Origin of the sequence: Candidatus Cyanaurora vandensis (genome assembly GCF_013285555.1) — a bacterium.
Taxonomy (GTDB): Bacteria; Cyanobacteriota; Cyanobacteriia; order Gloeobacterales; family Anthocerotibacteraceae; genus Cyanaurora; species Cyanaurora vandensis.
The window spans coordinates 1-23,313 of the sequence record NZ_JAAXLT010000054.1 but is presented as its reverse complement, the minus strand read 5'-3'; the positions used below and the strand labels follow the sequence as shown (position 1 = coordinate 23,313).

Annotated in this window: 24 protein-coding genes; 10 read left to right on the top strand and 14 right to left on the bottom strand. The window is 55.8% G+C overall.

The window, feature by feature from the left end; genetic code table 11:
• The coding region (locus tag HFM78_RS03660; RefSeq protein WP_287128065.1) for a zinc-binding dehydrogenase at window positions 1-910 on the top strand (910 nt) is incomplete at its 5' end.
• Entirely contained in the window at window positions 910-1,752 is an 843-nt protein-coding gene (fghA, locus tag HFM78_RS03655; protein WP_287128064.1) for an S-formylglutathione hydrolase, read from the top strand. The genes HFM78_RS03660 and fghA, both read left to right, overlap by 1 nt.
• Window positions 1,753-1,826: 74 nt before the next feature.
• Here fghA and dcd read toward each other — a convergent pair whose 3' ends face one another.
• The 9 genes from dcd to serS form a co-directional block, all read right to left on the bottom strand.
• Entirely contained in the window at window positions 1,827-2,399 is a 573-nt protein-coding gene (gene dcd, locus HFM78_RS03650) for a dCTP deaminase (RefSeq protein WP_287128063.1), read from the bottom strand.
• 261 nt (window positions 2,400-2,660) lie between these two features.
• Window positions 2,661-4,946 carry a DUF3488 and DUF4129 domain-containing transglutaminase family protein gene (locus HFM78_RS03645; RefSeq protein WP_287128062.1) on the bottom strand — a complete coding sequence of 762 codons (2,286 nt, stop codon included), beginning with the start codon at window positions 4,944-4,946 and terminating at the stop codon, window positions 2,661-2,663.
• Window positions 4,947-4,994: 48 nt separating this feature from the next.
• On the bottom strand, window positions 4,995-5,438 hold the full coding sequence (gene accB, locus HFM78_RS03640; RefSeq protein WP_287128061.1) for an acetyl-CoA carboxylase biotin carboxyl carrier protein: 444 nt from the start codon (window positions 5,436-5,438) through the stop codon (window positions 4,995-4,997).
• The gene (gene efp, locus HFM78_RS03635; RefSeq protein WP_287128060.1) at window positions 5,435-5,995 is read right to left on the bottom strand and encodes an elongation factor P; all 561 of its coding nucleotides are present in this window, start codon (window positions 5,993-5,995) and stop codon (window positions 5,435-5,437) included. Before efp ends, accB begins: the two co-directional genes overlap by 4 nt.
• Window positions 5,996-6,038: 43 nt before the next feature.
• On the bottom strand, window positions 6,039-6,500 hold the full coding sequence (locus tag HFM78_RS03630; RefSeq protein ID WP_287128059.1) for a hypothetical protein: 462 nt from the start codon (window positions 6,498-6,500) through the stop codon (window positions 6,039-6,041).
• On the bottom strand, window positions 6,497-7,654 hold the full coding sequence (locus HFM78_RS03625; RefSeq protein WP_287128058.1) for a lipid-A-disaccharide synthase-related protein: 1,158 nt from the start codon (window positions 7,652-7,654) through the stop codon (window positions 6,497-6,499). The genes HFM78_RS03630 and HFM78_RS03625 overlap by 4 nt, the downstream gene beginning before the upstream one ends.
• Window positions 7,648-9,213: an aldehyde dehydrogenase family protein gene (locus tag HFM78_RS03620; protein ID WP_287128057.1), complete on the bottom strand. Its 1,566-nt coding sequence runs from the start codon at window positions 9,211-9,213 to the stop codon at window positions 7,648-7,650. The genes HFM78_RS03625 and HFM78_RS03620 overlap by 7 nt, the downstream gene beginning before the upstream one ends.
• Before the next feature lie 31 nt (window positions 9,214-9,244).
• Window positions 9,245-9,997: an SDR family oxidoreductase gene (locus HFM78_RS03615; RefSeq protein WP_287128056.1), complete on the bottom strand. Its 753-nt coding sequence runs from the start codon at window positions 9,995-9,997 to the stop codon at window positions 9,245-9,247.
• The gene (gene serS / locus HFM78_RS03610) at window positions 9,982-11,277 is read right to left on the bottom strand and encodes a serine--tRNA ligase (RefSeq protein ID WP_287128055.1); all 1,296 of its coding nucleotides are present in this window, start codon (window positions 11,275-11,277) and stop codon (window positions 9,982-9,984) included. The genes HFM78_RS03615 and serS overlap by 16 nt, the downstream gene beginning before the upstream one ends.
• A 106-nt stretch (window positions 11,278-11,383) precedes the next feature.
• Here serS and HFM78_RS03605 point away from each other — a divergent pair, with 106 nt between their 5' ends.
• The 5 genes from HFM78_RS03605 (at window position 11,384) to HFM78_RS03585 (ending at window position 14,620) form a co-directional block, all read left to right on the top strand.
• A complete protein-coding gene (locus HFM78_RS03605) occupies window positions 11,384-11,644 on the top strand; it encodes a sulfiredoxin (RefSeq protein ID WP_287128054.1) in 261 nt (86 codons plus the stop codon).
• 23 nt (window positions 11,645-11,667) lie between these two features.
• On the top strand, window positions 11,668-12,141 hold the full coding sequence (locus HFM78_RS03600) for a Dps family protein (RefSeq protein WP_287128053.1): 474 nt from the start codon (window positions 11,668-11,670) through the stop codon (window positions 12,139-12,141).
• 46 nt (window positions 12,142-12,187) lie between these two features.
• Complete coding sequence (locus HFM78_RS03595) at window positions 12,188-12,973, top strand: ZIP family metal transporter (RefSeq protein ID WP_287128052.1); 786 nt, start codon at window positions 12,188-12,190, stop codon at window positions 12,971-12,973.
• A 299-nt stretch (window positions 12,974-13,272) separates the two neighbouring features.
• Window positions 13,273-13,809, top strand: coding sequence for an NUDIX hydrolase (locus tag HFM78_RS03590; protein ID WP_287128051.1), 537 nt, complete (start codon window positions 13,273-13,275; stop codon window positions 13,807-13,809).
• 370 nt (window positions 13,810-14,179) lie between these two features.
• Entirely contained in the window at window positions 14,180-14,620 is a 441-nt protein-coding gene (locus tag HFM78_RS03585) for a GtrA family protein (RefSeq protein ID WP_287128050.1), read from the top strand.
• Here the strand turns inward: HFM78_RS03585 and HFM78_RS03580 are convergent.
• The 4 genes from HFM78_RS03580 to thrC form a co-directional block, all read right to left on the bottom strand.
• The gene (locus HFM78_RS03580) at window positions 14,617-15,876 is read right to left on the bottom strand and encodes an efflux RND transporter periplasmic adaptor subunit (protein WP_287128049.1); all 1,260 of its coding nucleotides are present in this window, start codon (window positions 15,874-15,876) and stop codon (window positions 14,617-14,619) included. The genes HFM78_RS03585 and HFM78_RS03580 overlap by 4 nt on opposite strands.
• A gap of 13 nt (window positions 15,877-15,889) precedes the next feature.
• A complete protein-coding gene (gene cysC / locus HFM78_RS03575) occupies window positions 15,890-16,435 on the bottom strand; it encodes an adenylyl-sulfate kinase (protein WP_287128048.1) in 546 nt (181 codons plus the stop codon).
• Between the two features lie 168 nt (window positions 16,436-16,603).
• On the bottom strand, window positions 16,604-16,879 hold the full coding sequence (locus tag HFM78_RS03570; RefSeq protein ID WP_287128047.1) for a MoaD/ThiS family protein: 276 nt from the start codon (window positions 16,877-16,879) through the stop codon (window positions 16,604-16,606).
• A gap of 16 nt (window positions 16,880-16,895) precedes the next feature.
• A complete protein-coding gene (gene thrC, locus HFM78_RS03565; RefSeq protein ID WP_396033200.1) occupies window positions 16,896-18,185 on the bottom strand; it encodes a threonine synthase in 1,290 nt (429 codons plus the stop codon).
• A 162-nt stretch (window positions 18,186-18,347) separates the two neighbouring features.
• Between thrC and HFM78_RS03560 the strand changes: the two genes are divergently transcribed.
• A complete protein-coding gene (locus tag HFM78_RS03560) occupies window positions 18,348-21,791 on the top strand; it encodes an FG-GAP-like repeat-containing protein (RefSeq protein ID WP_287128045.1) in 3,444 nt (1,147 codons plus the stop codon).
• Here HFM78_RS03560 and HFM78_RS03555 read toward each other — a convergent pair whose 3' ends face one another.
• A complete protein-coding gene (locus tag HFM78_RS03555) occupies window positions 21,792-21,926 on the bottom strand; it encodes a hypothetical protein (RefSeq protein WP_287128044.1) in 135 nt (44 codons plus the stop codon).
• Here HFM78_RS03555 and HFM78_RS16105 point away from each other — a divergent pair.
• A complete protein-coding gene (locus HFM78_RS16105; RefSeq protein WP_396033199.1) occupies window positions 21,870-22,079 on the top strand; it encodes a hypothetical protein in 210 nt (69 codons plus the stop codon). The genes HFM78_RS03555 and HFM78_RS16105 overlap by 57 nt on opposite strands.
• Before the next feature lie 158 nt (window positions 22,080-22,237).
• Window positions 22,238-23,221 (top strand): glycosyltransferase family 9 protein, encoded by a 984-nt coding sequence (locus HFM78_RS03550; protein WP_287128043.1) that lies wholly within the window; start codon window positions 22,238-22,240, stop codon window positions 23,219-23,221.
• The last annotated feature ends 92 nt before the right edge of the window (window positions 23,222-23,313 follow it).

Sequence of the window (23,313 nt, the reverse complement as noted above, 5' to 3'; positions counted from 1 at the left end):
GGTCCTGGAAGTGGGGGCGGGAGTGACGAGTGTGCGTCCGGGGGACCATGTGATTCCCCTCTACACCCCGGAGTGCCGCCAGTGTGAATACTGCCTCAGCCGCAAAACTAACCTCTGTCAAGCTATCCGTACCACCCAGGGCCGGGGACTGATGCCGGATGGGACCAGCCGTTTTTCGGTGGGCAAGGAGATGCTTTATCACTACATGGGTACCTCTACATTTGCCAACCACACGGTTTTGCCAGAGATTGCGGTGGCAAAAATCCGGGAGGACGCGCCCTTTGACAAGGTTTGCTACATCGGCTGTGGGGTGACGACGGGGCTGGGAGCGGTCCTCTACACCGCCCGTGTGGAGCCGGGAGCCAATGTGGTCGTCTTTGGGCTGGGCGGGATTGGGCTGAATGTGGTCCAGGGGGCGCGGTTGGCGGGAGCTAACCAGATTATTGGCGTGGATCTCAACCCGGCGAAACGTGCCCTAGCCGAGAAATTTGGGATGACCCACTTCGTCAATCCCCGCGAGGTCGGGGGCGATCTAGTCCCCTATCTCGTCGAACTCACCCGTGGCGGCGCGGACTACAGCTTTGAGTGCATTGGTAATGTAAATGTGATGCGTCAAGCCCTGGAGTGCTGTCACAAGGGCTGGGGGGTGAGTGTGATTATTGGCGTGGCGGGGGCGGGTCAGGAGATTCAGACACGGCCCTTCCAACTGGTCACGGGACGGGTCTGGAAAGGCTCAGCCTTCGGTGGGGCGAGGGGCCGCACCGATGTCCCCAAAATCGTAGATTGGTACATGGATGGCAAGATTAATATTGATGACCTGATTACCCACACCCTGCCCCTAGAGCGTATTAATGAGAGCTTTGACCTGATGCACCGGGGAGAGTCCATCCGTACTGTGGTAACTTTTTGATGAGTACCCAACCCCCCGAACTCCTGGCTCAACACACGGCTTTTGGTGGCACAGTGGGGTTTTATCGCCACCATGCCCTGACCTGTAATGCTCTGATGCGATTTGCCATCTACCAACCGCGCCAAGTGCAGACCCAACGTTTACCTGTCCTCTATTTTTTAGCGGGGCTGACCTGTACCGAAGAGAATTTCATGGTCAAAGCTGGTGCCCAACGGTTCGCCGCTCAGTACGGGTTGGTGCTGGTGGTTCCCGATACTAGTCCCCGTCAGACGGGAACTCCCGGTGAGGATACAGATTGGGACCTGGGGACAGGGGCGGGCTTCTATGTCAACGCGACGGTGGAACCCTGGTCTCGGCATTATCAGATGTATAGCTATGTGGTCGAGGAATTACCTGCCCTGATTCAGGCCCATTTCTCAGTGGGAGACCGCCGGGGTATCTTTGGGCACTCCATGGGCGGTCAGGGGGCTTTAGTTTGTGCTCTACGCAATCCCAATCATTACCAATCGGTCTCAGCCTTTGCCCCCATCTGTGCCCCGACCCGCTGTCCCTGGGGCCAAAAAGCTTTCGGTGCTTACCTGGGAACTGACGATGGGTCCGCCTACGATGCGACGCAACTCCTAGCTCAGCATCAATTCCCCGCCCTGATCCTGGTAGACCAAGGCACGGCTGATCCTTATCTACTCTCTCAACTACAACCGGAACGCCTAGCCCAAGCTTGCGCTCTGGTAGACCAACCCCTCTTGTTGCGCTACCAGGAAGGGTATGACCACAGCTACTACTTCATTGCTACTTTCATTGAGGACCACCTACGCCACCACGCCGCCCTCTTGACTAGCTGATGTAGGTAACTACGCAAGCCTTAACTGTAAACTTCAACGCATTCTTCGATCGTTCTCTAAAACTTGTTATTCGCTTAGATATTACCGACGGCAGCCGTCTGCCCTCGAAACTGACTTGAGGTTAATATGGGAGTTCCTTTTACCTCTTCAACAATGAGTTGGCAAATATACATTCCTGATTCTAAAAGGATTTCGTGGGGACCAAGATTGATAATTTCTAAAGTAATTGTCCCTTCAAATCCTGCATGGATAGTGGGAGCAGTAAAGTGAACCAGTATCCCACAACGAGCAAGAGAACTCCTACCCTCAACTCGGGCAGCATAACAAGGTTCATTTTCACGGATAGGGAATGCCACCTTCTCTACGGTTTTACCCAGTACAAAACGATTTGGCTCTAGCATGTGGCCTTGAGACTTAGTCATTATTTCTCTCTTAGAATCTCCGGCAAGAATTGCTGCTGTTCTTATTCTTGAAGGCCGCAAGTTGCCGATGTTATCATTTTGTGGAATGGATAAATCAGGGGATAAGCGCAAGTCTACAGAGGTTGTATTGAAGGGAGATGTCGATGGGTCATTCCCAGCCAAATTCAATATTTCAATGTGTCCTCTTTCAAGAGCTTTAGAAATTTCATAGTTGCTCAGAATCACGCGAGTTCCTTATTTTTGGAAAGAGCGAGATTTGTTAGAGATTTGTAACTAAGGCGAACTGCTCAGAGGTGGCGACTAACTTTGACTCAAGGACTAACATACTACTATTGTAGTTTATTTAAGCTGAAAGTAGTCGCTTAGATATCCTATTCGCCTGTGGCTGATACGGCTTATAGCCCCATAGCTAAAGCTAGGGGCTATAAGCCGCTTTTAGTAACAAGACTGTTTGTTCAAGCACAGACACATCTCAGACTTCCTACCTTAGTTTTGAATAAACAGCTTGTCAAGATATTTCTTCGCTAACAACCAAGGGTAGGGAGCAGGAGATCTTTGACTATAACGTAACTGTTGATAGGCGGTTTGGACAGGACCGAGCGGGAGCTTTGTCGTAGCATAACGCCAATGTAGGTAGGTCTCGGTAATGGTCAGGCAATGGGGAGCAGCGGCGGGACAGTGTCGGGCGACATCCTGCCAAAACTCATGGGGCGTTTGGTGGGGGTGTTTCGTCAGGCCGCGTTGGGCGAGTAAGCCGAGCATTTTTTGGTAGATACGCTCTGGGGGGACCAGTTGCGCCAAGCGTTGTTGGTACCTGACCCAGCGCGTTAGGACCGTCAATCCCCAACCCGCCAAGACCACCGCCACCGTCAACAGGACCAAGATCGCCCCGCCTACCCAGCCTAGGTCCGCCACCAATGACCCCGCCCAAGCAAACAAAAACGCAATCACCGTTCCGATCCCGGTCAAGAGATAACCCAAAGCATTTTTGAGCGGTTCTGGGATGAGTTTGACGAAGGTCTGCCAGGATTGGTCCGCCACGCCGAAGGTCTCCGTCTGGTCAGGAGCCGGGGGGATGAGGTCACGACCGGGCGCCGGGTCAAAACTAAACCAACCCGCCCCTGCGAAATACACCTCCACCACCGCCGTCGCATCGGTATTCCAGACCTCGTAATAACCCGTCCAAGGATTGAATTTTCCCGGCAAAAATCCAGTCACAAGCCGCGCCGGGATGCCCAGACTCCGCAGCATCACTACTTCTGTCGTCGCGAAATGCTCTGGGGTACCACCCTTAGAGCCGAATAGAAAAGCATCCGCCAAATCGCGCTGGGGACCGTAGGGCGGGGTCGCCGTCTGGAGCCGATAGTTCTGCTTGAGGTACTGGGTCAGCGTCAGAACTTTTTCATAATAACCGGGCGCATCCTGGGTCACGCGCTGGGCCAACTCGCGCACACGGGGCCGGACTTGGGGGGGTAGTTGCAGAAAGCTCTCGCGGATCGTCGGGGGATAACGTTGGTCAGTTTTCCCTAACTCGGCGCGGTCGCGCAGGGGAACGACTGAGGCTACGGTATAGGTCAACCCCGTCAAGAGTTCCACGGGTGAGCGCACGGTACCCAGGGGGTCAAGCGCAACCTGGGGTGTGGGGAAGTACAGTTCATTGGGCCAAGGGGCCGCCGGGATGAGGTTGGGGAGGTCATTCACTACGGTGAAGGTCTGGATGATGGACTGAGTGGGTAGGTCCAGCGTCCGCAGCGGTGTCGGTAGATAGATCACCCCGAAGGGCGGCTGGCGGTAAACATTGACGGTAGTGTTGCGTTTGACCCGCCAACTGGTCCCGGTGTACTCATCAAAGGCCATCATCCGCCAGAACGAAGCTCCCTGAGCGCGGACCCGGAGCATCAGCGCGGGTTCGAGGACCCCCTGGACATCAAAACCAATCTGCTCGTTAAAACCGAAATAGGCCGTGGGCAGGGCCAAGCCCCCTTGAGCATCTTTACTGCCCTTACGCTGACTGCCTTTCGCCAACTCAGCGGGGAAGCCCCGGTTCTGAATCCGCTGACTGAGGTCTTTGGGTAGCGGGATATTTGCACTCACGGGGAAGGCCCGTAACTGATAGCCCGGAAAACGCGGTAACAACGCAAAAATTGCCCCCCCCAGGGCCAGACTCGCCGCCAGTACGCCCAACCAGACCCCCCAGGGTTCACGACCGCCCTTAGCCTCCAAACCCAATTGGGCACGGTAGTCATAGCCCAACATCGGAATGGCAATCACCGCCGAAGTCACAAGCCAAGGTGCGAAGGCCAAAGTCTGACTCAAGGTCGCCGCCACCCCCAACAGCACTAGCCCAATCGCCATTGAATACCCCAGATCTCGACGGCGCGGCAGATCAAAACTGTGGATAACTTGCAGATGGACCAAAAGTAGTGCTAACCCCAACCGGGTGTCATTGGGGGTACTAAGAATATTTAGGAAAAATACCCCTAGGGCCGCAAGCATGGCAATCGCTAAAAGGAATTTAAGTAAGATGTTGCGTTCCCGGCGGCGGTACCAGCTAAAGACCGCGCCCGCGCCACTGAGGGGAACCGCCCAAAGACCCGTGGGCAGAGAGGACAAATTTTGAAAATTTCCCGCCGCCACATCAGTGGCTACAATCCCCACACCCACGAGGACCTGGACCAAAACCCGGAGCGGTATAGAATCCTCGGGGGGGACGGTGGAGGGCGGGGGGAGTCGTTTTTTTAATTCTGCCAGCCAAGGGGATTTAAGGAGCACAGGGAGAATCCTCTTGCTGCTCTTAGCTTGCCCCAATTAGGCCGGGGGTTATATAGGTAGCTCGGGATCTAGGCGCATAATCACCTGTCCGAACTCCACGGGTTGGGCGTTCTCCACCAGGATCTCGACGACCCGGCCCGTCACTTCCGCATCAATGTTGTTCATCAATTTCATCGCCTCAATGATGCAGACGGTCTGCCCGACCCGGATGCGGTCATTGAGTTGGACAAAGGGGTCAGCCTCCGGTGAGGCGGCGCGGTAAAAAGTCCCGACCATCGGGGCCTTGACTTCCAAGAGGCCCTGGGACGCAGCAGAGGGGGCGACTCTGGGGGCATTGGCGGCTTGGGGAGCGGCAACTGAGGAGACCGCCGCGACCTGGGGACCTTTACGAATAGCAAGACGGAAACCTTCGCTCTCTAGCTCTAGTTCCGTAACCTCAGTTTTGCTGAGGATGGTAATCAATTCGCGGATTTCGGAGAGGTCAAACTTCACTGTTCGCGGCCTAGGTAGGTATCTGAACGAGTATCAACTTTGACCTTATCACCAATCGTTACAAAAAGGGGTACCTGGATCGAGGCCCCAGTTGAAAGGATGGCAGGCTTCAGACCCCCAGTGGCGGTGTCACCCCGGACCCCAGGGTCGGTCTGAGCCACTTCAAGGACGACGGAGTTGGGTAGCTCCACCCCGATAATCGCGCCGTTATAGGTCAGGACACTCGCGGTCATGCCCTCTTTGAGGTACTTGATCCCCGGTCCAATCTCGCTGGCCTTGAGTTCACTCTGGTCATAGCTCTCCATGTTCATGAAGATATAGTTTTCGTTCTCCGGGTAGAGAAATTGCATCTCGCTCTTGTCAACCACGGCGGAGGGGAGCATCTCACCCGCCCGGAAAGTACGTTCGTTGACCGCCCCGGATTGGACATTTTTGAGCTTAGTACGCACGAAGGCCGAACCTTTACCGGGTTTCACGTGCTGGAATTCTACTACCCGCCACGCCTGACCATCAAGTTCAATGGTGGTCCCTGTGCGAAAATCGTTGCTTGAGATCATAGGTCCCTAAAGCCGTACCAGACCCTCCTAGTTAATCATGAAACTAGGTCCGGCTGATAGCCGGAGGTAGGGCCACAAACCTGAGCGGCAGGTCCACCCCGCCCAAATCCAACCCCTCGTAGCGGTAACGGACCTGGAGCAGCCCCTCAAAGGACCCAGTGTGGGGGAGCGGGAGCGGGAATTGCTCAATATTGAGGAGCGAATGGCTGAAATCCTGCTGAGCTGCCATCAAGACCGTCACGGGACTGGTTAACAACTGCTGTCCTTCAAAAAGTACCGCCACCTCACAGACCAGCTTAATCTCAGCGGTCCCCGGCTCCCGTCGCCGGAAGGTCAGGCAGACCGCAAAGGCGGCAAAGGGTAAAACTACAGGCTGATTCGGGTCCTCAACGCCGTATTCCACCACAAGACCGGGGACCAAGCTAATCAGGGAGACCTCGCCGGAGCGGGGGTTAATCATCGCCTGTTTACAAAAAGTCCCCCACTGGAACTGAATCGGTATCATAAGAACTCCATTAAGTGTTGGGCGATGCGTTGGGCGGCTCCGACGGTCCCCATGCGCTCCTTGCCATTGGCTTGGAGACGGGCGGGGAGTCGGGGGTCCGTCAAAAGTTGGTGGGCCATCGGTGCGACTTGAGCGGGGTCCAGCACCAAGTTCACCGAGGGACCGAGTAAGCGGGTCTGGGCCTCGGCAAAGCGATAGGTAAATTGGGGTCCGGCTCCAGGCAAGGTAATCACAGGTTTCCCTAGGCCCACGGCTTGTTCGGTTGCCGTCCCAGCCATGGCGAGGACGAGGTTAGCCGCTGCGATGAGGTCGGCAAAGGCCCCCCAGACGAGGTAAGCCCGGTGTTCGCCCTGCTGGACTTGCCAGAGGTCCGGGGCGAGGGGGGTAGTCTGCCAACCCGCTTCGCCTAGGCTCGTCTCCAGCTCTTCGGTCTGGAGGCTCTTGGTCAGGGCGGCGGCAAAAACTAAAGGGGTTTTCAAGTGACAGACTGCTTCTAGCAACACGTTCAAGTTCCGGTAGGCTTCGGGGGGCCGCGAACCGGGCAGGAGGGTGACGAGGGGACCCTGACCGCCCAACCGCTCCAGACAAAAACCCTGGGGGGTGAGGCCATCCATCATCGGGTTGCCGAGGTCGTGGGCGCGGGCCACCCCCAGCTTTTGCAAATTCAAAGTCGTCACGCGGTCGCGGGGATAGACCGCTGCACAACGGGGATTCGCCATCAACCACCGTTCCCAGGGAGCGTAGACCGAGGGCTTGCCGCCGATGTAATAGTCGGACTTCGCCGTGCCGATAAAAGCATGGGGTTGTTCACTCAACCGCGCAAAAATCTGGACGACAATATCTCCCACCGCTAGCACCAAATCCACTTGGGGAGCCATTTCTTTAAGGGTCTGGTACTGGGCCAGGGTCAACCCACCCAGCCCGCTCTGGAGGTCATGCCAGAGGTGACGGGCATCCATATAGATGAAGCCGCCGGAGGGCATCGCCTGGGTCGGGCCCAGGATCTCGATCCCGTGACTACGATAGGCCCCGCCCGCCCCCACAATCGGCATCGCCCATACTTTCACCCCGCGCTCAGCTAAGGCCCCGAGGACGACCACGGCAATACTGTCCTCGCCGTGACCATTACTCAGACAGAGGACGCGCTTCACCACCCTGGTACTCGGTAATCTAGGTCGCCGGGACTGTAGATCGTGTCAATCTGGGCGCGTTGCAGTTGGTTAGAGAAATCCCCATTGACCCCCTGCCAACGGGTGAACTGGTCTAGCACCCAGACCCCGGATTGCCTGGAACCATTCCCGGACCTGCCGTTCCCACCAAAGGGCATATGGGCTTCCGCCCCCGAAGTAGTGTTATTGATACTGACCATCCCGGCCTGGATATTCTCTTGGAAGTAAAATGCCTCCGCCGGGTCCTGGGTGTAAATCGCACTACTCAGCCCGTAGCCGTGCCCATTCGCCCAGTCCAAGGCTTCCTCTAATTCACCATAGGAAACTGCCGCCACCAGAGGACCAAAAGTCTCTTCCTGGTACAACACGTCCTCACGACGCGCCCCGCCCACGAGAACCGGATGGGCAAAGTAACCCGCCGCTGGATCACCCACAAAATTAGGCCAGGGATTCTCCCTCGTAATCTGACCGATGGTCGGAGTCAGGACTTGGTGATGGGCTTGAATTTGGTTTTTTTGAAACGCGAGCAAATTATCTAAAAACCGTTTGGAGATAAGTGGGCCATAGGTAATACTTGGGTCCGTCGGGTCGCCAATCACCATTGCGGCAGTACGTTCTAGTAACCGGGCGATAAACTCCTCATAAATCCGCTCCTGGACAATCAACACCCCCAGGGAAGTACAGCGTTGCCCAGCGGTTCCAAAAGCTGACCACAAGGCCCCCTCCACTGCCAATTCCAAGTTTGCTCGCTCGGTCACGACCAGGGGATTTTTCCCGCCCAACTCCAGACAGGGGACTTGGAGGTTTTCGCCTGCTACTCGTCCAATCCTTTGACCCACCGCCGTGGACCCCGTGAAGCCGATTTTATCCACCAAACCCGCGCTGACCATGCTGACTAAGGCCGCGCCCGTGGTTGCCCCATCGCCTAGGACCATGTTGAAAACTCCCGGCGGGAACCCGGCTTTCTCCACTAATTGACAGAACAGATAGGAGAGGACCGGGGCATCCTCGGAGGGTTTCCAGACTACCGTATTGCCACAGAGCAGAGCCGGGACCACATACCAAGCCGGGACCGCAATCGGGAAATTCCCCGCCGTGATGATCCCACAGACCCCGACCGGGCGACGGTAGGTGAAGAGCCGTTTATCTGCCATCTCGCTGGGGACGGTCTGCCCATAGAGCCTACGCCCTTCACTTACAAAAAACTGACAGGTATCAATCACTTCCTGGACCGAACCCAGGGCCTCACTGTAGGGTTTACCCACCTCGCGGGTCAGCCAACTAGCCAAGACTGTTTTGTTGGCACTCACTAACTGGCCCAGGTTGTAGATGAGGTTGCCCCGAAGCGGTGCGGGGACTTTTCGCCATGAAGGGAAGGCTTGACGGGCGGCTTCACAAGCTTGTTTGACCCCTGCTAGGGGCGTGATGGGGTAAAGTCCGACCTCATCCTCGAAACGGGCCGGGTTCACCGAAACGCGCTCGGGGGGGTACTGGGTCTGGTCCTGGTTCTGGATACGGGTGTAGGTGCGGATGGGTTGGGACATGGTATGGATTACTGCACGCTCATAATAACGTTTAGCCGCCCTCAGGAACCCGATGCACCAATGTAGAACCCGACTGGTCCGTGGGCATAAGCAGGACTTCGCTGATATTCACATGGGCAGGGCGAGAGACACAGAAATGGACCACTTGAGCCACGTCCTCGGGAGTGAGCGGGGTGAGTCCCTGGTAAACCTGACGCGCCCGTTCTTCGTCGCCCCGGAAGCGCACTTGACTGAAGTCTGTCTCCACCAATCCTGGGTCTACGGTCGTGACGCGCACGGGCGTACCTAGCAAGTCCTGTTTCAGCCCCTCACTCAAGACCCGTACCGCTGCTTTTGTGGCGCAGTAGACATTCCCCCCAGGATAGGTCTGGTGTCCGGCGAGAGAACCGATATTCACTACATGACCGCGCCCCCGCGCCACCATACCGGGGACTAAAGCGCGGGTGACATACAACAATCCTTTGATATTCGTATCAATCATCTCTTCCCAGTCTTGGATCTGGCCCTCGGGGAGTTTGTTGAGGCCCCGGCTCAGACCCGCATTATTGATGAGGACATCTACCCCGGCCCAAGCTTCGGGAAGGTGAGCCAAGGCTTGCACTTGGGCCGCATCTCTTACATCTAATGGGACGAGGTGAACTGGGGTGTTGAGTTCCTGCGCTACCCCTTGCAATTGCTCAGCGCGACGGGCACACAGAATCAACCGCGCCCCCGACTCGGCAAAAATCCGCGCACAGGCCTTTCCAATCCCACTACTCGCCCCCGTAATCAAAACCGTCTGCACGACTCGTCCCCACCCATCCGGTTGGTCCCCATAAACTCATGCAAAATCTCCGGTAACAGAATCGTCCCGTCCGGTTGCTGACCCTGCTCAATCAGAGCCGCCCAGATCCGGGGTGTGGCGAGACCCGAGCCATTGAGGGTGTGAGCGAATTGGGGTTTACCCTGGCTATCGCGGTAGCGCACATTCCCCCGGCGGCATTGGTAATCGCTGAAGTGACTGACCGACGAGACCTCCAACCAACGGCCCACACCGGGCGCGTACACTTCTAGGTCAAAAGTGCGGGCCGCCGAGTTCCCCAGGTCCCCGGTACAGAGGTCTAAGACCCGGTAGGGTAGACCCAAAACTTGAAGCATCCGTTCCACATCCCCCAGCATGGCTTGATGCTCATCTAGGGCCTGCTCGGGGCGTACAAATTTAAGCAACTCGACTTTGTGAAACTCGTGGAGCCGCTGTAACCCACGGGTATCTTTACCCGCCGACCCCGCCTCCCGCCGAAAACACACACTGTAGGCCATGAAGCATTGGGGCATCTGGTCAAATTCTAGAATCTCGTCGCGGTAATAGCTGGTTAGCGGGACTTCAGCGGTCGGGATTGCCCAGAGGTCATCGGCGGGTAAATGGTAAGCATCCTCAGCAAACTTAGGCAGTTGACCTGTTGCTGTCAAGGTCTCGGTACGGACAAAATGCGGCGGGATAAGCTCGGTGTAGCGTTCACTGTTGAGACTCAGCCCGAGGTGGACCAAAGCCCGAATCAGCTTGGCTCCCTGTCCCCGATAGAAGGTAAACATGGCCCCAGTAGTCTTAGCAGCACGAGGTAGGTCTAATAACCCCCATTGCTCCGCTAGTTCCCAGTGCGGACGGTAGGGCTGGGTGTAATTGGCGGGGTCATAGCCATGGGTCCTGAGAATAACGTTATCTTGTTCACTGGTCCCACGGGGAGCTTCCGGGGCGGGTAGGTTCGGGAGTTCCAGATGCTGCTGATGGATCTGCTCTTCTAGGGTGCGGAGGGTGTCTTCGAGGTGGAGCAGGGCTTCTTTTTTGTCCTTGACTTCCTGTTTTTTCGTGTCTGCCTCGACGAGTTGCTTGGCTGCCATCAGTTGCCCAATCGCCTTGGAAGCACTATTGATGTAGGCGCGGAGGTCATCGCGTTCCCCCACTTGCCGACGGCGTTGGTCCAATAGCCCCACCAAACGCTCTAACTGGTCGCGGGGTACCCCGCGCAAACTAAGCTGGGCACTCACCGCCGGGAAGTCTTTTTCTAATAAACGTAGGTCAATCACCGGATGCTCCTCAGCCGTAGGGCCATCCTAACGCGATTTCAGGTCCAATTTATTGCAAGTCATAATCATTATGGATAATATGGGAAGAGTATAAGAGCATGTTGTCATGGCAATTCAAGAAATCCCACTCCAGCAGATCCGGCGGCCCTTGCCCCGCCAGAACGACCCCGCCAAGGTCCAAGCCCTGATGGCGTCTATCCGCGAGATTGGTTTACAAGAGCCGATTGACGTGTTAGAAGTCCAAGGGCAGTACTGGGGGTTCTCCGGCTGTCACCGTTACGAAGCCTGCACCCGCTTGGGTCATGAGACGATCCGTTGTCGGGTCCGCAAGGCCACCCCTACTGTCCTGAAACATCATCTAGCCTAGATCTATTGAACCAAGGAGCGACCATGCAAGCGATCAATCTGGGAATTGCCGAAGCCGACCGCGCCCAAATCGTCGAGGGCCTATCGCGGCTCTTGGCGGACACCTACAGCCTGTACCTGAAGACCCACAACTTCCACTGGAACGTGACCGGGCCGATGTTCAATACTCTGCATCTGATGTTTGAGACCCAGTACACCGAGCTTGCCATGGCAGTAGATCTGATTGCCGAGCGCATCCGTTCCTTGGGTTTCCCGGCCCCTGGCACCTACAGTGAGTTCGGTCAACTCAGTTCGATTCCCGAGACTCCCGGTGTGCCTAAAGCCGAGCAGATGATCCAACTATTGGTGGAAGGCCAAGAAGCGGTGGTCCGCACGGCACGTTCGATTTTCCCGCTGGTCGATAAGGTCAATGATGAACCGACTGCTGACCTCTTGACCCAACGGATGCAGGTCCACGAAAAAACTGCTTGGATGCTCAGGAGTCTCCTGGAGGTATAGGTCTCTCCCCAGACAGGGAGCTAATTTAAGCGTCGTGGAGACCAGCATGGACCTAGCAGTATTTAAAGATATCCCAATCGTCTGGATAGGCTTACTGGCGAGTTTAGCGGCGGGTTTGGCAACCGGAGTCGGAGCCTTACCCGTTTTATTTATCCGGGGTCTCTCCCAGCGAGTGCAGGATATGTTGCTGGGGTTTGGGGCGGGGGTGATGCTCGCGGCGACTTCGTTCTCGCTGATTCTGCCGGGGCTTGAGGCAGCGTGCGGCGGGGCGGCGGCGGCTTTTATTGTGTCGGCAGGCATCCGCTTGGGCGGGTTATTTCTTCAGTTAACTCATGCTTTTGCGCCCCACGAGCATTTCATCAAGGGACCCGAGGGCGCGGACCCCAAGGACCTGAGCCGGGTCTGGCTCTTTATTCTGGCGATTACTTTACATAATTTCCCGGAGGGGTTGGCGGTCGGGGTCGGGTTTGGTGGGGGCGATTTTCAGAATGGGCTTTCGCTGGCAGTAGGAATTGGTTTACAGAATATGCCCGAGGGGTTGGTGGTGGCCTTGGCTCTGGTGACGGAGAAATATTCACGATTACAAGCTTTGGGAATTGCATTAGTTACTGGCTTAGTGGAACCCGTCGGGGGATTGATTGGGGCCGGGGCGGTTAGTATTGCCCAGCCATTCTTGCCCTGGGGGTTAGCTTTTGCGGCTGGGGCGATGCTTTATGTGATTAGTAACGAGATTATCCCGGAGTCCCACCGTCAAGGTTTCGAGCGTGAGGCTACGGCTGGGTTAATGTTGGGCTTTGTCATCATGATGGTGCTAGATACAACGTTGGGTTAGAGATAGAGATATCCTCTAAATCAATCAATGGACGAGATTACCCAGGGCGAACAACTCGCTGCCGAGCTAACCGCCCATAACCAAGTCTAAGCAGAATACAACCTGACCCATACCCCTATCCCTAGCCAACGCCGCGCCCGCTACCAGCACCTGTACAGGGATGCCCTCGAATAATTAATGGAAGGGGCCTTGGATGCACAGGTATTAGCGGAGTGCCTGGGGGCGTTGTCGGTTTGTTGGTGGCAGGTTGCTTGGAGGGCTTGTTAGGCTTAGGCCCCCTGTCCTGTTAACCTGGGACGATGGAATGGCAAGTCCTCAACTCTACTTACGCCCTGAAACACCGTTGGATCAAGGTCCGCCGGGATGAATGCCTGTTGCCCAATGGAGTCATTATTGATGATTACTTCTGGCTGGAGACCCCGGACAATACCCTCATCGTCGCCCTCACCGCCCAGCAAGAAGTCGTCTTGACCCGTCAGTACAAACACGCTGCCCGCGCCATCCTCCTGGAGTTCCCCGGTGGGGTGGTAGACGAGGGTGAACAACCCTTCCACGGTGCCCAGCGGGAGTTGCGCGAAGAGACGGGCTACGGCGGGGGACAGTGGCAGTGCTTGGGTAAGTTCTACGCCAATCCCACCAAGTCCAGTGCCCAGACTCATCTCTACCTAGCCCAAGACGTGCAGATGCTCGGGGCGACCCAGTGGGATGTGACGGAATGTATTGAAGTTGTGTGTCAACCCTGGCGAGCACTCAGCCCCATGGATTTTGGGATGACCGGCTCAGCCCTAGCTCTAGCCTTGGTCCAACAACAGCTTGCAAAGGCGACTGAGGCTTAGTGGCCCTTGAGGAAAACATCATAGGCGACAGTCTAGACCTGAGAACCCGCTGTCCGATAGACCCGACTCCGGTAGCGAAACTCATTGCCATTGCGGTCCATTTTGCTAGATACCTTGTAATCCAATAGAGCTTTTTCTTCCGCCTGCTTATGTTGTTCTGCTGCATTCTTTGAATTTACCGTCTTTGACCTGCGTGTTAATTTTAGGTAGTTAAACATAGGTAAACCACAGCTCAGTACAAGTAAGCCTCTGATGTACACCTAAAAAAATATGATGGGCATGCCAGTAATCCCGGTTCCCCATCTGGTTTTCTTCCTGGAATCACAAGCGGGAGTGTGCCACGATGGTTCAACATTCAAAAACTGTTGGTGTGAGTCCTCCCTTGCCTGCTCAGAATTGGTTTGCCAGTTACCCCAGTTACTTCTTGGTGGGAATTTGTTCGGCAACGGTCTCGATTACTACGCGGGAATTGGTGGGCCGATTAGTGGGCGACCGGGCAACGGCGGGCTATGTTTTTTCGATGCTCGTAGCCTACGGGTTGGGGACGGGGACGAGTTACCTCCTCAACCGTCGTTACACCTTTGGCGGCAAGATGAAAAGCGGTCCGGCCCTGCGCCGGGAGCAGTTCTTGTTTGGGGCCACGGCATTGACGGGGATGGGAGTAACGGTAGTGCTGTCCTTGGGGTTGCGCGAAATCCTGCGCTCCTTCCCCTATCCCGCCGCCCATAACACCCTTGCGTTCGCCCTAGCTGCCCTGACCACCTCGGTCTTTACCTACTTGTTCAACAAGTTTTTTACCTTCAAGGACTAGCGGATGCCGGGAATATTCGTCTGAGGTCGGAAACCCTCGGGGAAGCTGATGTAGACCTGTTGGCCCGCCTGGAGTCCGGTCAAGACCTGGGTGCGGGTGTCTACCGTGGCTCCAGTGGTGATGGTGACGAAACGGGGTTCCTCGCCTGCTTGTACATACACGCCTGTCTTTTGTTCTTGGCGCACAATCGCCACGGTCGGGACCATCAGGGCTTGCTGGAGACGACCCACTTGGAACTCTAAGTCCGCGTTCATTCCAGAACGCAGGGGGGTCACAGCGGGTAGGGCGACCTTGACCTCAAAACTGGTGACATTCTGGACAACCACAGACTGGGGCGCGACTTGGATGACCTTGCCCTTAAACTGTTCCCGAGGGAAAGCATCAGGCTGAATGTCCACTGACTGCCCCAAGCGAATCTGAGAAATATTGGCCTCCGCCACGTTCGCCACGATTTGATTAGTCCCCGCCAAAGCCATGATCGAGGATGAAGTTGCTGAGGAAACCGCACTCCCAGCCGTAGTCGGAGCCACAAAAGCCCCGGGGTCCGCAAACTTACGGGTAATGATCCCGGTGAAGGGAGCGCGGATCACGGTATCGTTCACCTGCGTCTGGGCCGACTCGACCACGCCTTGGGCCTGGAGGACTTGGGCTTGGGCTTGGGCAATGTCCTCGCGCCGCGCCCCCACTCGGGCTAAGTCTAGGGCTTGACGGGCAACTTGGACCTGGGCTTGGGCGCGGTCACGTTCGGTACGAGCACTATCTAGGGCTAGGGTAGAAATCGCGCCTAGAGTAGCCAGCCGCTGGTTACGTTGGAAATTTTCTTGGCTCAACCTGAGGCCAAATTCCGCATCTCGCAGTCGGGCGGCGGTCTGGGCAATATCTTGAGGACGGTTCCCGGCTTGGAGACGCTGGAGGTTGGCTTGGGCGGCGGCTAGTTGTCCACGGGCTTGGGTTAAGGCTCCCCGGAGATTACTATCGTCCATCAGGGCTAAGATCTGACCCTGACGCACGAGATCGCCCTCTTTGACGCGGAGTTGCTTGAGTAGACCAGGGGTTTTCGGGCTGACATTGACCGAGCGTTCCGGCTGGACTATGCCATTAGCTGAGACCGTGAGGGCCACGTCTTGACGAACCACCGCCACGGTCTGGGCTTTCTTAACTTCAGGGGGACGACGAGCCAGCCAAAACACACCGAGGAGGACGGCAAGGAGCGCGACGCCCAGTGCCCAGGGCGCACTTTTACCAAGGATCTTCATCCCTCAAGGATAGCTAGACCTCGACTGCCACGGGCGCGATGTAACCCTTGATCACGAGATAATCAACGATTTTGGAAACCGACTCATCCAGGGTCTCAAGATGGGTATGGCAAACGATGTCAGGATTGAGGGGCTCTTCGTAGGGGTCGGAGATCCCGGTGAACTGGGGGATCTCACCGGCGATGGCTCTTTTGTAAAGGCCCTTCACGTCCCGGTTAATGCACTCTTCGATGGGGCAACTGACGTAGACCTCAATGAAGTTGCCAATGCGCTCCTTGAGTTCAGTCCGCACGGCCCGGTAAGGGCTGATCGCCGAGGTGATGACAATGACCCCGTGACGGGTTAATAGTTCACAGACAAACCCAATCCGCCGCACATTTACATCCCGGTCAGTACGGCTAAACGTTAGACCCTGGCTGAGGTTGGTCCGAATTACATCCCCGTCAAGAGGTTCCAACTCCAGCCCCATGCGCCGCAAACGAGGCTCTAGCTCCTCAGCAATGGTGCTCTTGCCCGCCCCGGATAGTCCTGTCAGCCAGATCGTCACGCCTTTTTGCATTTTCTTTCCCATGACAAGCCTCAGAATTATTTACCGCCTGTATCCGGTTGTCAAGTTTCCCACAAATTAGCTGAAAACAGAACAGGACCGGAATCTCTGCGATATATCTTACGTCCTCCTTCGCCAACTTTCTGTAGTCTCGAAAACTTCTATTAAAGTTTTTTGCCCCTAACCCCCAGCAATCGCGGGGACAATGCTCACTTCATCGCCATCCTGGAGCGGGGTAGCGACTCCCTGAAGGAACCGGATGTCCTCGTTATTCACGTAGAAGTTAACGAAGCGGCGTGGGGTGCCTTGGTCATCACAGAGCCGTTGACCCAAGCCAGGACAGTTCGTCTCCAACGAGGAAAGGAGCTCGGCAATGGTCTGGGCTTCACATTGGACGGTCCCTTGGTTCTGGGTCAGTTTTTGGAGCGGGGTCGGGATGAGGACAGTAACGGTCATGGCTTTTCCTGTGTGATTAAACCGGGGTGGACTGCCAATCAAGGCGGTCTAGAGTCTGGGCACGGGCGAGGGACCGCTCGAAGCTGGCTAAGTCCGGCGTGATGCTAAAGGGTTGCCCGCAGTGGTTCTGGATAGCCTCCAGGGTCTTCAGCCCGTTCCCAGTGATGTAGACCACGGTGACATCATCGGGGTCGAGGTGGCCCAGGGCCGCAAGTTTAATCGTGGCTGCCAAGGTGGTCCCCCCAGCCGTCTCGGTGAAAATTCCCTCAGTCTGGGCCAGGAGCTTCATTGCCGCCAGGATCTCTTGGTCGGTAACGGCGATAATCTGCCCCCCAGTCTTACGGGCGATGTCTAGAGCATAAATACCGTCGGCGGGATTGCCGATCGCCAAGGATTTAGCAATCGTGTCAGGTTTGACGGGCTTAATATGGTCTGCCCCACTGTCAAAAGCCTGGGCAACCGGAGAACAACCGAGGGCCTGGGCTCCGTTGAATTTAATCGGTGCATCCGCCACTAGACCCACCTCAACGAATTCACGGAACCCCTTGTAGAGCTTGCCATAGAGTGATCCCGAGGCAATCGGGGCAATAATCTGGTCGGGCAATCGCCAGCCCAACTGCTCAGCCACCTCAAAGGCCAGGGTCTTTGAACCCTCAGAATAATAGGGCCGCAAGTTGATATTGACGAACCCCCAACCGTGACGGTCCGCCACTTCTGAACAGAGCCGATTAACTTGGTCATAGTTACCTTCGACCGCCATGACATGGGCACCATAGATCAGCGTGCCGAGGATTTTACCTACTTCTAGATCCGCCGGGATAAAGACATAACACTCCATGCCCAACTTGGCGGCAATCGCGGCGGTGGAGTTCGCTAAATTCCCCGTACTAGCACAAGCAACCGTGGTGTAGCCCAGCTCACGGGCACGGGTTAGCGCGACGGAGACTACCCGGTCCTTAAACGAAAGGGTCGGGACATTCACGGCGTCATTTTTGATATAGAGGTTCTTCAACCCCAAGTGACGGGCGAGCCGATCCGCCTTAACGAGCGGGGTCATGCCCGTCCCAAGGTCTACAGGTTCCGCTGAGGTCACCGGTAAAAAAGAGCTATACCGCCACATGGACCAAGGACCCTGCTGAATCCGCGCCCGGGTCGTCTCACGTTGGATCGCCCGGTAGTCGTACTTGACCTCTAGGGGACCGAAACAGTATTCACACACATGCTGAGCAATGGGTTCGTAGTCCGCACCACACTCGCGGCAGCGGAGTCCAGTGAAAGTCGTGGGGCGTTCAGTCGAGATGAGCATGGTCGTCACGGGCAGTGGACAGGGCCACCCTATCACGGGTATTTTCAATAAACCAAATATACCTGACTTTTTTTGTCGGGTATAAATTAGGGAGCGTAGTCTAGATTACGCCCAAAAGTAGCGGCTCCCTGTATACTCACAGGGCTTTGTCCAGTTCTCACCATGCCCTACACCGTCCGCTACGGAATAGTCTTGGTCCTCCTTTGGTTCCTTCAACCGCTTGCGGTGGGGGCCGAGTCTACCGAATATTTAAAAAAATATCCTTCTTTACAAGCGGCGGTGCAACAAGCCCGCGCTCAGGTCCAGAGTACTGCCACAGAGCATAAACTCCTCACCGTCGCTACGGAGGGCGCGGCCCAGAGTAATTTCGGTGGCTCCGTAAGCGTCCAAGGTGACACGGTTGTCGTCGGAGCCGTTGGCGATGATAGCGGGAGCAATCTGGACCAAGGCGCGGCCTATGTTTTCATCAAGAGCGGCAGTAGCTGGCAACAACAGCAGAAACTCACAGCCCTAGACGGTGACGCCGGGGACTACTTTGGCGCAGCCGTTGCCATCAGTGGTGACACCCTGGTTGTGGGTGCTTTCCGGGAGGACCAGGCGCAAGGTGCCGTCTACGTGTTTGTCAGGCGTGGTCAGACCTGGAGTCAACAACAAAAGCTGATAGCAAGTAATGGTGAGGCAGGCGACCGTTTCGGTTCCGCCGTGGCCCTCAGTGGTGAAACCGTTGTTATCGGCGCCGAGCGAGATAGAATCGGCGATAACCTAGACCAAGGCTCCGCCTACGTATTTATCAGAAATGGCACTACCTGGAGTCAACAACAACAACTCACGGTAAGCGATGGTGAAGCGGCGGATTACTTAGGTATCTCCGTCGCCCTCAGTGGTGAAACTGTGGTCCTCGGGGCCGGGGGCGACGATGTCGGCGATAACCTAGACCAAGGCTCGGCCCACGTATTTGTCAGGAGTGGCACTACCTGGAGCCAACAACAGCAACTCACCGGGAGCGATAGTAAAGCAGCCGATAGTTTTGGGCAAGCCGTAGCAATTAGCGGTGAAACTGTCGTGGTCGGGGCGGCGGGTGATGATGTCGGGGATGATAATGCCCAAGGTTCAATCTATGTATTCGTTAGGAATGAACAGACTTGGAGTCAACAACGCAAACTCATTGCCAGCGATGGTCTAGCGGGTGACGCTTTCGGGAATGCTGTGGCGGTCAGTGATGATACCGTGGTCGTCGGAGCCCCCGGGAGCGATAACGGCAGTAACCTTGATCAAGGTTCTATTTATGTATTTCTTAGAAGTGATAACATCTGGAGTTTGCAACAGAAACTCATAGCGGCGGATGGGGAGGCTACTGATAACCTGGGTAACTCAGTCGCTCTCAGTGCCGACACCCTAGTGACCGGAGCCTTTAGAGGTGATCTTGGCAGTAACTTGGATCAAGGTTCAACCTATGTATTTACGCGGGATGGTAGTATCTGGCAGCAACAGCAAAAACTTACCGCTGGGGATGGCACAACCTATGACTACTTTGGGGCATCTATTGCCGTCAGCGGCGACACTGCTGTAGTCGGAGCTTTTGGGGATAGTAATTACAGAGGTTCAGTCTACGTGTTCGTTAAGACTGGCGATACTTGGATCCAGCAACAAAAGCTTGTTCCGAGTGACGGTCAAGCCTTTGATTATTTTGGTTATACCGTCGCCATTGATGGTAACACGTTGGTAGTAGGAGCCCAGGGTGATGATAGCGGCGACAACCTAGAACAGGGCTCAGCCTACATATTTGTGAGGGACGGGAATACCTGGAGTCAACAAAGTAAACTCACTATTAACGATGGCGAGGCAGCGGATTACTTTGGTTATGCCGTTGCCCTTAGTGGCGATACCGTGGTGGTGGGAGCCTACGCCGAGAATAACGCCCAGGGTTCAGCCTACGTCTTTGTCAGGGAGGAGACTACCTGGAACTTTCAACAGCAACTCACGGCTAGTGATGGTAAAATAGCTGATTCTTTTGGGGTCTCAGTTGCCATCAGTGACGATACGCTAATTGTCGGGGCCTACAGTGATGATGTGGGCAGCGAACTGGAGCAGGGTTCAGCCTATATTTTTGCTAGAGATGGTAGTACTTGGCGTCAACAGAAAAAACTTACGGCCAGTGATGGTGGCGCGGCGGACTACTTTGGTTATGCCGTTGCCATCAGTGGCGATATTGTGGTGGTCGGAGCCTACGGCGCGGCTGGGGGGCGTAATCTTGAACAAGGCTCGGCCTACGTATTTTCCAGGAGTGGTCTGACTTGGCAGCAGCAGCAGGAACTAACCGTGGACGGTGCCGCACTCGACAACTTTGGTTCTGCAGTAGCGATTGCTGACAATACTATAGTTGTGGGTGCCTACGCTGAGGCTAGCTATCGGGGTTCAGCCTATGTCTTTGTGAGAGATGCCGCTAGTTGGAGCCTACAGCAGCAACTCACGGCGAGCGATGGCGCGGCGTCCGATTACTTCGGTGTTTCAGTTGCTATTAGTGGTGATCTCGTTGCCGTGGGAGCTTCGGGACAAGACACGGCTCAGGGTTCAGCCTATATCTATCAGTTGCCTACTGGACCGACTCTCACAGACTTTACCCCCAGTACAGCTAGCATCGGTACCCCAGTCATGCTCAAGGGGACCCACCTCACGGCGGTGAGCAGTGTGACCCTCAACGCAGTTGCTGTCCCTTTTACCGTCAACTCAGACACGCAACTCATCCTGACTGTTCCGCCCGGTGCGATTACGGGGACGCTTACGGTCATTACCCCGAGTGGGACAGCGGCGACCGTTGATCCGCTTATTGTGCGCCCCTTCGCCGTCCGGGTTGCCCAGTGGCAAATGGCTGGGGCGGCGGATTTTAACGGTGATGGCAAAGACGACCTGTTGTGGCGCAACTACACGACCGGAGTGAATGAGATCTGGTTAATGAATGGCCCTAGCTATCTCAGTACGGCCTCCCTACCCCCCGAAACTAGCCTCGACTGGCAATTGGTGGGAGCGGCGGACTTCACGGCGGACGCAAAACCAGACCTCCTCTGGCGCAACTACAACACAGGTGAGAATCGGGTCTGGCAGTTAGACGGGACTACCTACGGCACTACCCGCCCCATTGCCCCTGTCCTCGACGCCCACTGGCAACTGACTGGGGCGGCAGACCTGACGGGCGACAACCAGCCAGACTTACTCTGGCGTAATTATCAAACTGGCGAGAACGCAGTCTGGCAGATGGACGGTTACACCTACATCACGGCTTTCTTAATTGGTGCGGTGACCGACCCGGCTTGGCAATTGGTCGGGTCCGGCGAATTTACGAACGATCGTGACCCTGACCTGCTTTGGCGCAATTACACCAGTGGGGAGAACGCGGTCTGGCAGATGGACGGCTATACCTACGTCACAGCCTTTTTGATTGGTGCGGTGACGGACCCAGCTTGGCAGATGGTCGGGGCTGGTAAACTCACTGGAGATGGCTCAGATCTACTCTGGAGCTACACTACCAATGGGGATCATTTCCTGTGGGAGATGAATGGCTACACCTATGTGGGTGCATTTTCCCTCGGCAATCGTCCTGTCAACTAGTCACAAACCAAGCGAACCAGCACGGACAAGGATCTCGAACCGATGGCACGCGAGCAACTCATGGCGGAGGTGAAAAAACTGCGCCAAGGTATCCGTGAGCATCGTGACAGCGACCGTCATGAGCTCTGCTGGCATCAGCCAGTCCTCTGGGGACTACTACCGGAGCAGACCGAGCCGATGCCTGTAGTACCGGACTGGCCACAGTTCATCCAAGGCTGTGTGAAATATCGTCAGTCCCTTGACGAGCAAGTAGCAACGTCCCGAACCAAGGAACTTTACCCTGAATAGCATCGGTCTAGCTAGAAATTAGCGCGGACTGCCTAAGTTGTTTGGATTTTAGATGATTTGCAGGTTTACTCCTTGGTGAATTACCAAATTTTGCAAATGAAGTTAAATAAATATTGGCTTGACCCTTACAATGAGTCTGGCTGCATCGGACCCATTGCATGTTGCGTGTACTTGCCCTAAGTCCTGGTGGCATCGGCGACCAAATCTTACTTTTCCCTACCCTGGCTGGTCTTAAAGCGACCTATGCAGACTTAACGGTGGATGTGTTGGTGGAACCGCGTTCCCAGGGCGTCTATGGTCTATGCCCTAGTGTCCGTAAGGCGATGGTCTTCGACTACAAAAATAATCCAGCGGCGGCGGCGTGGGTGGACCTCATCGGAATTATCCGTGACCGCAGTTATGATGCAGTCCTGGCCTTGGGTCGGTCACCGGGAGTAGCCTTTTTGTTGTGGCTGACCGGGATTCGTAAGCGGGTGGGCTACGGTTACACCGCAGTTGCCAATACCCTGCTGACCCATCCTGTACCCCTCCGGCAAGACCAGTACGCCGCCCAGATGTACTATGACTTACTCCAAGGCTTCGGGATCACTACCCCTTGCCCCCAGCCCACCCTCATGCTTCGTGATGCTGACCGCGTTTGGGCCACGCAACAACTGCAAGCCAATAGCCTAAACCCCCAGCAATTAGTCCTGCTCCATCCGGGTACCAGTCAACTCTCCCGCGAGAAGGGCCTTGCCAAGACCTACCCAGCTCAGAAATGGAGCATGGTGATAGCCGACCTCGCCCAGAAATTACCCCAAGCCCAGGTTGTCATTGTTAGTGGACCTGATGACCGCGAGATCCTCGAAATGCTGCAACGCCAACTAGGAAACGTTTTCATCATGCCTCCAGACCTAGGTAAGCTCGCTGCGCTGATTGCTGAGGCGCGTTTACTGTTGTGCGTAGACAGTGCCCCCATGCATATCGCCGTCGCCACCAACCGTCCGCTAGTCGCCCTCTTTGGTCCCACTGACCCCCAACGCCTACTCCCGTCCGATGCCCGTTTTGACCACCTCCAAAGCAAGTTCGTCGAGCAGATTGCTCCCTCTGAGGTTGTCCAAGCCGTCCTCCGTCAATTCAACCCCAGCCCGGTCCTCCGCTGACCTTAGAAGAGTTTAGGGGGTAGCAGCCAGAGTAACTGTGCGCCCTCTAGCTGCCAAGCCAACCGCGCTACCCCCGATTTTTTCAGCAAGAT